Consider the following 13,047-nt stretch of genomic DNA (forward strand, 5'->3'; position numbering starts at 1 on the left):
ATCTAACAAAGTAGATAATGACCTATAAACTATGACAGGAAATTAAATTCCTATCCCTCAGGTGGCCACGGTCTATCATTATCACTCTCTATCCACTCTTTAACATAGCCTTGAGGCGGTTTTGACCAGTCAGATTTACCCAATGCTTCTAATATACGCTTAGTGGCAATCACTCGCCCTTTTTCGGTGATACCAGTGCGTAGCAGAGCCGATGAGCAAGGTTTACCTTTTACCCACATTGACTGCTCGATATACACCCAACGCTCATCCATTGCCACGATACGAGTTTTAATCGTCACCATATCAAATGCACGCACCCGTTTACGGTACTGTATCGTACTGCCTGCAACCACAAAGCCCCAACGATTTTTTATCAGTGCTTTACCAAGTCCTGCACGAATAGCAAAGTCAGTGCGTCCAAAGTCATATAAGGTAAATACGCGCCCGTTATTCATCTCCAAAAAATTATCAATATCGCTTAAATTACAGCGAAAGCTAATCTCGCCTGTGTCATCAAGCGATAGCTTTTGTCCTTTGCTTCGGGCAATCACCGCATCAGCGATGGATTTTGTATAGCGTAAAAACGGATACATAACATGACCTTTTGACGTTAACGAAAGGTCATATTATGCCTGAGATTTAAGTAGAATAAAAAAACTGCATCACGGTTTGTGGATACCAGTCCGTATCAAATTGTTTATTGCGCCAAGAGATAAAACCAATATGTCCACCATGTTTTGGCTCACATAGCATGACATCATCTGAGACATCGCCACTATGCGGTACAATGCCCAAAAATGGGTCATCTTGCGCGGTGATAATCAACGTAGGCTTTTTAATACCATGTAGTACAGGCATGGCAGAGGCTTTGCGGTAATAGTCATTTTTGGAGCGATAGCCATGACGAGGGGCAGTAAACACTTGGTCAAAATCACTAAGACGGCGGCTAGCTTTAATACCAATCAGCTCTTCATGACTAAGCTGGTTTTCTAAAGCTTTGGCAACGATGGGATTCAGCAAATAGGGGGTATAAACTTTACGCCCAAATAACCTATCCATCGCAATGGAAGAAGATGCTAAGTCCAATGGTGCAGAGACGATTGCTGACGAATGGCAGAGGGCATCATTACCATATTCCCCCATATATTTTGCCAGTACATTACCCCCAAGTGATGTGCCGACTGCGTAGATATTGGCATAACGTTTTTGTAGAAAGGCAAGCGAGTGATGCACTTCAGCACTGTCGCCAGCATCATAAAATATCTTGCCTTTTATTGGGACACCGCCACAGCTACGAAAATGCACTACCACAAAATGCCAACCTTGTGCATGGACATAATGAGCCAATGTACGGGCATAGTGGCTTTTGCTACTGCCTTCTAAGCCGTGAAACAGTACGATAAGTGGGGTTTGGTAGCGTTCCCCTTCTTTGGGTGCAGGCTCATTGGTATCATAAAAATCATAAGCGATTTCACTTTCATCTAAAGAGTCAAGCACCAGTTCACGCCGATAGGGTGGAGCTTCGGGCATGATAAATTTGGGTAAAATGGTTTGCAGGTGTGGGTTAGTCATCCAAAAAGGAGGCTTAAATTGTGAATTGCTAAAGTCTTTCATAAGCACAGGCACTATTATGGTTATCAGAAAGTTCTATTAGGATACTCAGTTCTGATGACACTGCCAAGATATTTTAGTGAACACTTGGTTACTGAAATGTAATCTGAGATAGTTATTGGATAATGTAGAGGAGAAAGGTATGGTATAGTTGAGGAATATATGGTGAAAGAGGTTTGATTTAGAGGAAATTTTTATTATTAATATGCTCGTTTAATGTATTGATATTATTTAATTTTATGCTGATAATAACCCTTCCTGTCAAATCAATTATGCCCCATTTATCATTTTTGCACACATAAAAATAAGTGCTGTCCTGACACTTACCATGTTGCCAAAATTTTAATATCTTTTTATATTCAAAGGGTATGATAATGTCATTATTGGTATTAATAATGCCGTATTTTTTATCATCAGTCTGTTGAGCCAATAATAAATTTGCTAGTTTTTTATTTTTAAACTCGCCAATAGACAGCCAGTTTAAGCGTTGATATTGGCACACAATTACCCATTGGTTTTGTAAATTAATCACCCCTGCCAGTCCGTATTGACGGACGATAGCCAAGCCATTAACAAATGCATCTGCACGTTCATATTGACAATCAAGCAGCATTTGTCCTTGTGTGTTGATATAGCCCCAATGGTTATTATTAGGATTTTGTACAGGAGCAATATCTTGATAAACGCCCAAAGTTTGCTGATATTGGTAGTCAATAACCAACTGTTTATGATGGTTGATAAATCCCCATAAGCCATTTTTTTCAACTTGCTTGAGTATATTTGTCATTAAAATACTCTTTTACCCATTTAATAAAACCCCCACATAATTTGTATTTCCAAATAACATAAAATAGCAAAAATAATAACTGAGAGAAGTTTTCTAGCCTCAAACTTTGCAGTATAAGTAACATATAATAGACAAAACAATATAGGATAAATAATTGCCAGTAACTGCCCTTCATAAAGTGCAATGACTAATGCAAATTTAGTCATCACAATGATAAATAATCCAATAAAAATAGTGCTGATTACATCACTATCATTATCGCTGATAAAATAAATAGAGATAGTTAACCAATATACCAAATTTAACTTTAAATAAAACAAAATAAAATTTTTCATTCAGTACTCTTTTATTTATTGTTATTTTTTATTAGTTGTCATTTTCATTAACAATCACCGCCATACCTCCCAAACTTTGTGCTAGCTCTGTCACCTCTTTTTCTGCTAACTGCACTTGCAGTATCACGGCTTTACCATAGTTTACATCTATTACCTCACCACCCACATTCTCTACCAAATAGCGAATTTGTGATTCATTGGCAAAGTCAGTTTCTATCTTAACTTCAGTCATTGGCACATAAGGGGTAAGACGCATCACATCAACCACTGCCTGTGCCGAGCCTGCATAGGCACGAGTTAGCCCACCAGCCCCCAATTTAATACCACCAAAATAACGCACCACAATGATAATGATATTGCCGATGGCTTTGTGTTGTAGCACGTTTAAAATGGGTCGACCTGCTGTGCCGTTAGGTTCGCCGTCATCATCAAAGCCTGCACTGGTGGTGTTATTGGGGTCACCAATGATATATGCCCAGCAGTGGTGACGAGCATCGGGATATTTTTCTCGCAATTGTTCCACGTGAAACATTGCTTGTTCCCGATTATTGACAGGATAAGCATAGGCGATAAATTCCGACTTTTTGATTTCTAGTCGGGCGGTGACGGCTTTGGCAAGGGTTTGATATGTCATGGGTTTGGTGCTATTTGTTAATGGGATTAGGCTAAGGTTGAGGGTAAGTTATGGTAAACTGGTCGTACAAAATTTTTAGAGGTCATAAAACGTTTATGACAAATTATAGGATAGCATAAATGCGATTGGATAAATTTATTAGTAAAGCCACCGAGCTGTCACGCAAAGAGGCAAAAAAGGTACTACATGCCGAAGAGATTACCGTCAATGATGAGGTGGTTAAAGATGGCAGTATGCACGTTGATGAGCTAAATGATGAGGTGATGTGGGCAGGTGAGCCATTATCGGTCGCCACAGGCAATCGTTATATTTTATTGTATAAACCAGAAGGCTTTGAATGTACCCTAAAAGCCAAAGAGTATCCCATTGTCACCGAGTTGATTGCTGTACCAGAGCTTGATAGCTTGCGTATTGCAGGGCGACTGGATGTCGATACCACAGGGGCATTATTGCTGAGCGATGATGGTAAATGGTTGCACCGAGTCACCAGCCCCAAGCACCAGCATGACAAAGTGTATGAGCTAACCCTTGCCGAGCCAATGGATGAGGACGCTCAAGCCAATGCAGTAGCCAAAGTGGCACAAGGCATCTTGCTAGAAGGCGATTATGAAAAGACCAAACCTGCGACCTTAGAGTTTATTGATGATACTCACGCCCGCCTAGTTTTAACCGAAGGCAAATACCATCAAGTCAAACGTATGATGGGATATTTTGGTAATAAAGTCACTGAATTGCATCGTGCCAGTATTGGCAATATCACTTTAGAAGGCTTAGAAAAAGGCGAAAGTCGCTTTTTAACGGCTGATGAAGTCGCTGAGTTTTAGTATTTTAAGAGTAAAGGTATCCTTATTTTAAGGATTCTAAGTTTTTAAGGACTTTAAGGCATTGGCTAAATAGGCAATATGTTCTACACCAATGCCACAGCATCCACCGATGATATCAGCCCCTGCTTGTTGCCACTGTAACGCCCACTGTAGATAGACTTCAGGGGTGGTGTCTTCGCGGATATGACGCAGTTCAGCATTGGCATCTTTATGTACTTGCTTTGGGGCAAATGCATTGGCATAGACACCTAGTCGTTGATGTCCGCCAGCTTTTTGAATACAGTGCTGGGCGATACACAAAGCATCAGTCATCACTTCAGGCTGACTGCAATTAAATAAAATTGTGTCTATGCTTATATCTTTGTCTATATCTTTATTTAGTATGGCACAGATGGCTTTTTCGACTGGCTCACCCGAGCGCAGTCGTACTGACTCCCGTATATCAGTCTCATTGTCATCTATTGTAAACGCTATCCAAAAAGGCTTTTTGGGGCAGTCATGTGTGGCAGTGTATTCCTGCACAAGCTGATACCAAGTCGTGGCTTCGGCAATGCTACTGACTGTTTCAGCCAACCAGATATCAGCATATGGTGCTTGTGCTTCGATAAGAGGCATGGCGATATTATAGGCTTGCGATTTATCAAATAAATCAGGACGATAAGAGCCAAATAATGGAGGTAGACAGGCACAAATTTGTGCAGATGTATGACTCGTTTGTACAGCTTGATATGCCAGCTTGCTTGCAAGTACCGCTAAACGTTGACCCTCATGATAAAATCTATCCCCTAAATGAAACGGCGTTAAAGCATAGCTGTTAATGGTGATGAGCGTTGCCCCTGCTTGTAGATAGTCGAGATGAGTTTGTAACACATGTTCTGGGGCTTGCATCAATGCCAAAGCCGACCATTCTGGCTGACGAAAAGGCGCACCCCGACGCTCTAATTCTCGCCCCATACCACCATCTAAAAGAGTGACAGAACGTTTGTTATGTGTAGGGTTATAAGAAGTGGCTGATATTACAGGTGTACTCATAAGATTTATAAATAAAAAGTGAGGCTGAAAGTGATGGTGTGAGCATTGTATATATTTAAAAAAAATATATTCAAAAAATTCACGTATTGAAGACAGAAAACAACAAAATTTGTCATATTGATATGTCAGAAAAACATGATGCCTTTATAATCACCCGCTTTACAATCAGGCTTTTATCAATTTATCACATGCTTTTATTTTAAACCATTCAATCAAATAAGGTCTATAAAGATGTCAATAAAGTCAACAGTTATCCCATTGTTTGCCAAGCGCCAGCATACACCATCTAAAACATTGGCGCTATCAATAAAATCTGTACTTGTTTCTGCTTTATTGATGGGTGGTGTCTCTATGACAAGTCATGCTGTTTCGCCTGCATCCGTCAATCATGGAAATGAGATAGACGGTAACGTAAGTGTTTCGGAGAGCATAGACCAAACCATCAGACAAACCTTGTCTGATGCAGGGATTAAAGTTGCTATTTTGGATATCACCCCCTCAAATCTACCCAATATGTATCAAGTCAATTTGGAAGGGCAACCTCCCTTACATATCACTGCTGATGGGCAATATGTCATTCAAGGTGAGTTGCGTCCAAACCCCAGCCCCATACGTGCCACACCACCAGAGGAAGCAAGCTCATCATTAGGTTCACCAGTGAGTAATGAATTGCGTCAGGCATTATTGGCAAATATGTCACAATTACAAAATATGAATGACACAATCCCTTTATATTATACGGCTGTTGATGGAGTGATATGGGGTGCAACAGGTGAGGGCATTCCATTTTTGGTATCAAAAGATGGTAAATACTTTAGTGAAGGTGAGATTTCCGTCATCAAGGATGGACAGTTTACTGGACTAGATACAGAGTTTGAGCAACGTAAAAATAAGGATATTTTTGCCAAACTTGATGAAGCGCAATTGATTACTTATCCTGCACAAGGCACACCAAAAGCGACAATTTATGTTGCCACAGACATTCATTGTCCGTACTGTCGTCGTTTGCATCGTCTTATCCCCCAGTTGAACGCTAAAGGTGTGACGGTAAAAACCATTGGTTATCCTGCTTATGAAGAGTCATTTGAGCCAATGCGCCAGATTTGGTGTGAGCAAGATAGCACACGTCGTCGCCAGTTGTTTGACCAAGCGATGACTCATAATCCTGAGCAGATGGCATTAAATCATTGTACAGATAGCCAAACCAATCTGTTAATGGGAAATCGTGACTTATCGGCAGGATTGGCAGTATTTGCTACGCCTGCGATTTATCGAGAAGATGGTACTTTGTATGATGCCAACTTTGAACACCCAGAGTTTTTGCAGTTTCTGGGTGTTGAGTAATGGATTGGCTGAGGACAGGAAAATAATAAGTAGCTGGGCTATCAGTGAGTTAGATAAAATGTGCTAAGCCCAATTATGGCAACACCACATTAATAATTTTCCAATCTATCAAGCCTTCACGTTGCATTTCTACCGTGAGGGGATAGCCTTTAACACTCCCAGAGATTTTAAAGCAGTTGATGCCACAGTAACTAAGCTGTGGCTTATCACTATCTTCCCCTTGTGCCATATGTGCTTCTAGGGCTTGCTCTTGTTGCTCCATCATAATTTGCATTTGGTTTTTGACCACCGCATCAATATCACCACGCTGAATAATTAAGTCTTGTATCAAGTTTTGTAGATTGACTTGATTACTGGCGATAGCCCAAGCTGCTGCCAGCTCTTTGGTAGCTTGATTGGCTTGCCCTTGGGTGGTGATGATACGCTCAATATTTTGTGGAGTGATAGCACCATCGACCGAGCGCTCAATAAACTCGTCGGCAGCTTGATTCAATGCGCTACCACCAAGCTGTGCCACCATTGGGTATTTATTTAATGTGGTAGCAAACTTATAAGAAAGTTGTTCTTTAAGATTAGGACGCAGTTGTTCATAGTCAATCTGAGCAGATAAAGCTGCGCCGTCTTTGGCTTCATAAGCATTTTTTAGCTGATATGCTGTGTAATAGGGTGAGCCAAAAAAGATACCTAAACACAATATGATGATAAAAAATAAAAATGCAGTGAATTTCTTCATGAGCGTATGTCCGTTAGTCTGTCGGTCAAATTTAACATATTATTGATATTGGGTTGATAAATCTATCATGCACCTCCATAAATAGCGCACACTTTTACCTTTTTTTTATTATTTTAGCCATATCTATCTAGTAGTTGCTTACTATTTGATAATACTTATGAGTTTTTTTGTGAGTATTGGTTTCACGTGAAACAGATTAGGCACTGCAATGACGACAGGAGATTTTATGAGTAAGCGTGATTTTTACGAAGTACTGGGGGTAAGTAAGACCGCCGATGAAAAAGAAATTAAGCGAGCATATCGCAAGCTTGCAATGAAATACCACCCAGACCGTAACTCAGATGACCCTGAAGCTGAAGAAAAGTTTAAAGAAGCCTCAATGGCGTATGAAGTATTAAGTGATAGTGATAAACGTGCCGCTTATGACCGTATGGGTCATGCTGCTTTTGAAAATGGTATGGGTGGCGGTGGTTTTGGTGGTGCAGGTAACTTCCAAGACATCTTTGGCGATATCTTTGGCAACTTTGGTGATATTTTTGGTCAAGCTCGGGGCGGTGGACGTTCACGCCGAGGCTCAGACTTACGTTATGTTATTGATTTAACCTTAGAAGAAGCAGTGCGTGGCTGTAAAAAAGAAATCAGCTTTACAGCACCAGCACCTTGTGACACTTGTGATGGTAAAGGTGCAAAAAATGCCTCAGATGTGGTCACTTGTCAGACCTGTCATGGTCAAGGGCAAGTGCGTATGCAGCAAGGATTTTTTGCAGTACAGCAGACCTGTCCCAACTGTGGTGGCTCAGGAAAACAAATCAAAAATCCATGTAAAGACTGTCATGGTAGCGGCGTCAAAGACAAATCGCGTACGCTTGAAGTCTCTATTCCAGCAGGGGTCGATGATGGTGATAGAGTACGCCTAGCGGGTGAAGGCGAAGCAGGTGGTGCAGGCGTACAAAATGGCGACTTATATGTCGAAGTACGAGTAAAAGAGCATCCCGTATTTAAGCGTCAAGGAGCAGACCTATATATGGATGTACCTGTGAGCATTACCGATGCCGCATTGGGTAAAGAAGTGGAAATCCCCACCCTTGATGGCAAAGTAAAAATCAAAGTGGCAGAAGGTACACAAAGTGGCAAACTATTACGTGTACGTGGTAAAGGGGTGACGCCAGTACGCACTACTATGAAAGGTGATATGATTTGCCGTATTATGGTCGAAACTCCTGTGAACCTGACTCGTGAGCAAAAAGACTTATTACGCAAATTCCAAGATACTCTAGATGGTGATAGTAAACATCAGCAATCTCCTCATAAAAAGTCTTTCTTTGAGAAGTTAGGTGATTTTTTTGATTAAGTAGTTTTGATTAAAGTATCGCATTAAAAAACTTGTTAAGGTAGTCGCCTTAGCAAGTTTTTTTTGGAGCTTCTCCCTATATACTATTTATAATAAGAAGTATCTCTTTAGTTTAGTGATACCTGAATTCAAAATATGTCTTACCATCACCAACAAAGGAATTCGTATGGAAAAACTCATTAACATAATGAAAAGTGATATTGAAGAATTACACCTAAATCGTAAGATAAGTCGAGCGAAGGAGTTATCAGAACAGACAGGGATGCATATTAATCATAACGAGTATCCATCGTACTTTTTTGGTGATCCTCAAGCAAAATTTGTACTCGTTCACCTTAATCCTAAACAACAGGATAATTTGTCAGATGGTTACGAAGGTGATTTTAAGTTTGCCGATTTTGATGAGTATTTTAAATTTCATAGATATTACGGTAAAATTCATTATGGTGAACACTCGAACAAGACACTTAAGTCTCCTTTCGATCTTAAACAAATTAGATTTATAAAACCATTTAACGTTATTGAATTCAACGATACTGATGGTAAATATTCAAACCTAGAAAAGGTTATAGATAATAAGTTACAACTTGAGCTTCTGCCCTTTGGTTCAAGTAAATTTGAGACTGCATTAATTAAGGGCGATGCCTTAGAGCCTTATATTGAAACTTTGCTGGATACTATAACTAGTCAGAAAAGAGAGTACGTTATATTTTGCGGAAAAGTATTCGAAAGTTTATTAAAAAAATATATTATTTCTAAGAAAGATTATGAGTTCAAATTACCCAAAGTAGATGGTTCAGCTGCTAAAAACAATTCTAGGTTTTCCAAGATTATCATAAACTTCAATGATAAAGAGATTTCTGCTGGTATCGCAAAATCCTTTGCACAGCAAGGTTTGAACATGTCTGCATATGGTGAAAAATGTTGTCATTTGTATAATCAATAGATTCTATAACTTGCCATAAAATACCAAAAAACTAATAAACTTGTTAAGGTAAATGCCTTAGCAAGTTTTTTTGCCTGATGTATTCAAAAAGGAAAGTTGTATATGACCCATCTAATCTCCATCCGCCCAAAACCTATACTATTATCCCTCGCAATTTCATTAGTGTGTATGACAGCATTTGCTGATATCACAGCCGATAATATAAATAACCAGTTATGTATAGATAATCCTAGTTATGAAAATTGTTATGCAGCAGCTCAGCAAGGAGATGCTCAAGTACAAGCTATTTTAGGGCTTATGTATTATGAAGGACAAGGTGTACCACAGTCTTATAGTGAGGCAGTAAAATGGTTTCAAAAATCAGCCATGCAAGGTTATGCTCAAGCACAAAATAATTTAGGGGTGATGTATAAGCAAGGACAAGGCATAGTACAATCTTATAGTGAAGCAGTGCAATGGTTTCAAAAATCTGCTATGCAAGGTTATGCTAATGCACAATTTAATTTAGGGTTGATGTATGATCAGGCGCAAGGCGTACCACAGTCTTATAGCGAAGCAGTAAAGTGGTATCAACAAGCAGCCGAGCAAGGATTTGCTGAAGCACAAACTAACTTAGGAGCTATCTATGCACAAGGACGAGGTGTACCGCAGTCCTATAGCGAGGCGGTGAGATGGTATCAAGAAGCAGCAGATCAGGGACACGCTATTGCACAACATAATTTGGGATTTATGTATGATAATGGTCAAGGTGTAATACAGTCAGACAGTGAAGCGTTTAACTGGTACCAAAAGGCAGCCGAGCAAGGATATGATAAAGCACAGTATAATTTAGGTATTATGTATATACAGGGGCAAGGAATAGCACAATCTTATAGTGAGGCAAAGAAATGGTTTCAACAAGCAGCCGAGCAAGGGCATACTCAAGCACAGTTTAATTTAGGGGTTATGTATTCTAAAGGACTAGGTGTTCCACGGTCTTATACTGAGGCTTTTAACTGGTATCAAAAAGCCGCCGAGCAAGGGCATGCTGAAGCACAATATAACTTAGGGGTTATGTATGAAAATGGTTTAGGTGTGCCACAATCCTATACTGAAGCCATTAAGTGGTATCAAAAATCGGCTTCTCAAGGGTATGAGCAAGCACAACAAGCCTTGTAGAATCTGAGGCAGTAGTTGCACTAGGTATATAAAATCACTAAATTATTTTCTAATAGTTCAAAAAACTAATAAACTTGTTAAGGTAAATGCCTTAGCAAGTTTTTTTTGGTTTAAAATAAAGTTATCAATATATAAATTAAAAAGGCAACTCTAACATGATCCATCTAATCTCCATCCGCCCAAAACCTCTATTACTATCCATCTCACTTTTGCTAGCGAGTATGTCAGCATTTGCTGATATCACAGCCGATAATATAAATAACCAGTTATGTATAGATAATCCTAGTTATGAGACTTGTTATACAGTCGCCGAGCAAGGAGATGCTATTGCACAAAATAATTTAGGTGTGATGTATCAACAGGGAATAGGAGTATCACAGTCTTATACTGAAGCGGTAAAATGGTATCAAAAGGCAGCAGAACGGGGGAATGTTGTAGCCCAATATAATTTAGGGTTGATGTATAAACAAGGACGAGGTGTGCCACAGTCATATAGTGAGGCTGTAAAATGGTATCAGCAATCAGCAACACAAGGATTTGTTGATGCTCAGATAAATTTAGGTGTTATGTATAAGCAGGGATTAGGTGTAGTACAATCGAACAGTGAGGCTTTTAAGTGGTTTCAAATAGCAGCAGAGCAAGGAGATGTTGATGCACAAACTAATTTAGGAATTATGTATGAAAATGGTTTAGGTGTGCCGCAGTCATATAGTAAGGCAGTAAGGTGGTATCAAAAGGCTGCCGAGCAAGGAGATGCTAAAGCACAATATAATTTAGGGGTAATGTATTATGAAGGACAAGGTGTAGCACAGTCTTATAGTGAAGCATCTAAATGGTATCAAAAAGCAGCTGAGCAAGGACTTGCTATGGCCCAAACGAATTTAGGTAATATGTATACCGAAGGACAAGGCGTCGCACCGTCGGATAGTGAAGCAGTAAAATGGTTTCAAAAAGCCGCACATCAAGGATATGCCCAAGCACAATATAATCTAGGTGTTAGGTACTATCAGGGTCAAGGTGTTCCACAATCTGATAGTGAAGCAATCAAATGGTTTCAAAAGGCAGCCGAGCAAGGGTATCCTGATGCACAGTTTAATTTAGGGATGATGTATGAAAAAGGATTAAGTGTGCCACAATCCTACACTAAAGCAGCAACATGGTATCAAAAAGCTGCGGCTCAGGGTGATGAGCAAGCTCAACAAGCCTTGCAGCGTTTGAGGCAGTAGGTGGAGTTTGTCAAACTATCAAAATGAGCATTATCAATCTTATCTTATCAACGAAACCCGAAAATCAACCCCAAAAGTTTCACGTGAAACCTTTGGGGTTTTATTTGATTTTCTATATTGTGGCTGTGCTTAAAGTGCCATTTCAAACCCTATTACAAACACCATCAAAAAATAAGAATATGCTATGATAAAGACAATTTTTCGCAGATAAACAGAGCAAGACCTTATGACAAATGAAGCAAAAAGTACAACCAAACTAACAAAAATCGGTGTTATCGGTGCAGGCGGACGCATGGGGCGGATGCTGATTGAAGCCGTCAATGATAATCCAAACAGCAAACTAACCGCCGCCATTGAGCGAGCAGGCTCAAGCCTTATTGGGGTTGATGCAGGTGAGTTAGTCGGCATATCTAAATTAGGCGTGGCGTTAAGTGATGACCTAGAAAAAGTGATTGCAGATATTGACGTATTGATTGACTTTAGTTTGCCTGATGCCACTGCACACAATGTGCAACTATGTGCCAAACACAACACAGCGATGGTCATCGGTACAACAGGGCTAAATGAAACCCAAGAGCAACAGCTTAATGATGCCAGTGAGCAAATTACCATTGTCTATGCAGGTAACTACTCAACTGGGGTTAATGTGTCACTCAAACTCATTGAAATGGCAGCCAAAGCTTTTGGCGAAACTGCTGATATTGAAGTCATCGAAGCTCATCATAAGCACAAAATTGATGCCCCCTCAGGTACTGCTTATATGATGGCAGATGCCGCTGCTACTGCCCGTGGACAAAACCTTAAAGAGGTTGCCATCTATGGACGCGAAGGGCAAACAGGTGAGCGTCAGCAAGGTAGCATTGGTATCCATGCCATTCGTGGTGGTGAAATCGTTGGTGAGCATACAGTGATGTTTATCGCTGATGGTGAGATTGTGGAGATTACCCACAAAGCCCAAAACCGCATGACCTTTGCCAGTGGGGCAGTACGAGCCGCCGTATGGGCAGTAGAGCAATCAGACGCAGGGCGTTATGATATGCAAGATGTGTTGGGGCTTAAGTAAGCG

The 13,047-nt window shown here is 40.1% G+C and carries 14 protein-coding genes; 7 read left to right on the forward strand and 7 right to left on the reverse strand.

Going from position 1 to position 13,047, the window contains the following annotated elements; all coding sequences use genetic code 11:
* Positions 1 to 50 precede the first annotated feature (50 nt).
* From FHK88_RS01100 to FHK88_RS01120, 5 genes are all read right to left on the reverse strand, one after another.
* The gene (locus FHK88_RS01100) at positions 51 to 593 is read right to left on the reverse strand and encodes an acyl-CoA thioesterase (protein ID WP_227428936.1); all 543 of its coding nucleotides are present in this window, start codon (positions 591 to 593) and stop codon (positions 51 to 53) included.
* Positions 594 to 639: 46 nt separating this feature from the next.
* Positions 640 to 1,614, reverse strand: coding sequence for a YheT family hydrolase (locus FHK88_RS01105; protein WP_227428937.1), 975 nt, complete (start codon positions 1,612 to 1,614; stop codon positions 640 to 642).
* Positions 1,615 to 1,792: 178 nt separating this feature from the next.
* Positions 1,793 to 2,398 (reverse strand): WG repeat-containing protein, encoded by a 606-nt coding sequence (locus tag FHK88_RS01110; protein ID WP_227428938.1) that lies wholly within the window; start codon positions 2,396 to 2,398, stop codon positions 1,793 to 1,795.
* A gap of 20 nt (positions 2,399 to 2,418) precedes the next feature.
* On the reverse strand, positions 2,419 to 2,733 hold the full coding sequence (locus FHK88_RS01115; protein ID WP_227428939.1) for a hypothetical protein: 315 nt from the start codon (positions 2,731 to 2,733) through the stop codon (positions 2,419 to 2,421).
* 31 nt (positions 2,734 to 2,764) lie between these two features.
* Positions 2,765 to 3,367 carry a YigZ family protein gene (locus tag FHK88_RS01120; RefSeq protein ID WP_227428940.1) on the reverse strand — a complete coding sequence of 201 codons (603 nt, stop codon included), beginning with the start codon at positions 3,365 to 3,367 and terminating at the stop codon, positions 2,765 to 2,767.
* A gap of 119 nt (positions 3,368 to 3,486) precedes the next feature.
* Here FHK88_RS01120 and FHK88_RS01125 point away from each other — a divergent pair, with 119 nt between their 5' ends.
* Complete coding sequence (locus tag FHK88_RS01125) at positions 3,487 to 4,191, forward strand: pseudouridine synthase (RefSeq protein WP_227428941.1); 705 nt, start codon at positions 3,487 to 3,489, stop codon at positions 4,189 to 4,191.
* A 36-nt stretch (positions 4,192 to 4,227) separates the two neighbouring features.
* Here FHK88_RS01125 and FHK88_RS01130 read toward each other — a convergent pair whose 3' ends face one another.
* Positions 4,228 to 5,223 (reverse strand): homocysteine S-methyltransferase family protein, encoded by a 996-nt coding sequence (locus FHK88_RS01130; RefSeq protein ID WP_227428942.1) that lies wholly within the window; start codon positions 5,221 to 5,223, stop codon positions 4,228 to 4,230.
* A gap of 231 nt (positions 5,224 to 5,454) precedes the next feature.
* Between FHK88_RS01130 and FHK88_RS01135 the strand changes: the two genes are divergently transcribed.
* Positions 5,455 to 6,567, forward strand: coding sequence for a disulfide isomerase DsbC N-terminal domain-containing protein (locus FHK88_RS01135; RefSeq protein WP_227428943.1), 1,113 nt, complete (start codon positions 5,455 to 5,457; stop codon positions 6,565 to 6,567).
* Between the two features lie 73 nt (positions 6,568 to 6,640).
* Here the strand turns inward: FHK88_RS01135 and FHK88_RS01140 are convergent, their stop codons facing one another.
* Positions 6,641 to 7,300 carry a DUF2939 domain-containing protein gene (locus FHK88_RS01140; RefSeq protein WP_227428944.1) on the reverse strand — a complete coding sequence of 220 codons (660 nt, stop codon included), beginning with the start codon at positions 7,298 to 7,300 and terminating at the stop codon, positions 6,641 to 6,643.
* Positions 7,301 to 7,526: 226 nt separating this feature from the next.
* On the opposite strand from FHK88_RS01140, the gene dnaJ reads away from it, so the two are divergent.
* From dnaJ to dapB, 5 genes are all read left to right on the forward strand, one after another.
* Entirely contained in the window at positions 7,527 to 8,651 is a 1,125-nt protein-coding gene (dnaJ, locus tag FHK88_RS01145; RefSeq protein ID WP_227428945.1) for a molecular chaperone DnaJ, read from the forward strand.
* Positions 8,652 to 8,817: 166 nt separating this feature from the next.
* The gene (locus FHK88_RS01150) at positions 8,818 to 9,597 is read left to right on the forward strand and encodes a hypothetical protein (protein WP_227428946.1); all 780 of its coding nucleotides are present in this window, start codon (positions 8,818 to 8,820) and stop codon (positions 9,595 to 9,597) included.
* Between the two features lie 102 nt (positions 9,598 to 9,699).
* Entirely contained in the window at positions 9,700 to 10,755 is a 1,056-nt protein-coding gene (locus tag FHK88_RS01155) for an SEL1-like repeat protein (RefSeq protein WP_227428947.1), read from the forward strand.
* A gap of 155 nt (positions 10,756 to 10,910) precedes the next feature.
* Complete coding sequence (locus FHK88_RS01160; protein WP_227428948.1) at positions 10,911 to 11,981, forward strand: tetratricopeptide repeat protein; 1,071 nt, start codon at positions 10,911 to 10,913, stop codon at positions 11,979 to 11,981.
* Positions 11,982 to 12,207: 226 nt separating this feature from the next.
* The gene (dapB, locus tag FHK88_RS01165; RefSeq protein ID WP_227428949.1) at positions 12,208 to 13,044 is read left to right on the forward strand and encodes a 4-hydroxy-tetrahydrodipicolinate reductase; all 837 of its coding nucleotides are present in this window, start codon (positions 12,208 to 12,210) and stop codon (positions 13,042 to 13,044) included.
* Positions 13,045 to 13,047 lie beyond the last annotated feature (3 nt).

Origin of the sequence: Psychrobacter sp. I-STPA6b (assembly GCF_020662265.1) — a bacterium.
Lineage (GTDB): Bacteria > Pseudomonadota > Gammaproteobacteria > Pseudomonadales > Moraxellaceae > Psychrobacter.

Coding starts and splice junctions, on each gene's coding strand:
- dapB (WP_227428949.1), top strand. CDS start 12,208: ATGACAAATGAAGCAAAAAGTACAACCAAACTAACAAAAATCGGTGTT.
- FHK88_RS01160 (WP_227428948.1), top strand. CDS start 10,911: ATGATCCATCTAATCTCCATCCGCCCAAAACCTCTATTACTATCCATC.
- FHK88_RS01110 (WP_227428938.1), bottom strand. CDS start 2,398: ATGACAAATATACTCAAGCAAGTTGAAAAAAATGGCTTATGGGGATTT.
- FHK88_RS01150 (WP_227428946.1), top strand. CDS start 8,818: ATGGAAAAACTCATTAACATAATGAAAAGTGATATTGAAGAATTACAC.
- FHK88_RS01105 (WP_227428937.1), bottom strand. CDS start 1,614: ATGAAAGACTTTAGCAATTCACAATTTAAGCCTCCTTTTTGGATGACT.
- dnaJ (WP_227428945.1), top strand. CDS start 7,527: ATGAGTAAGCGTGATTTTTACGAAGTACTGGGGGTAAGTAAGACCGCC.
- FHK88_RS01135 (WP_227428943.1), top strand. CDS start 5,455: ATGTCAATAAAGTCAACAGTTATCCCATTGTTTGCCAAGCGCCAGCAT.
- FHK88_RS01140 (WP_227428944.1), bottom strand. CDS start 7,300: ATGAAGAAATTCACTGCATTTTTATTTTTTATCATCATATTGTGTTTA.
- FHK88_RS01125 (WP_227428941.1), top strand. CDS start 3,487: ATGCGATTGGATAAATTTATTAGTAAAGCCACCGAGCTGTCACGCAAA.
- FHK88_RS01130 (WP_227428942.1), bottom strand. CDS start 5,223: ATGAGTACACCTGTAATATCAGCCACTTCTTATAACCCTACACATAAC.
- FHK88_RS01100 (WP_227428936.1), bottom strand. CDS start 593: ATGTATCCGTTTTTACGCTATACAAAATCCATCGCTGATGCGGTGATT.
- FHK88_RS01115 (WP_227428939.1), bottom strand. CDS start 2,733: ATGAAAAATTTTATTTTGTTTTATTTAAAGTTAAATTTGGTATATTGG.
- FHK88_RS01120 (WP_227428940.1), bottom strand. CDS start 3,367: ATGACATATCAAACCCTTGCCAAAGCCGTCACCGCCCGACTAGAAATC.
- FHK88_RS01155 (WP_227428947.1), top strand. CDS start 9,700: ATGACCCATCTAATCTCCATCCGCCCAAAACCTATACTATTATCCCTC.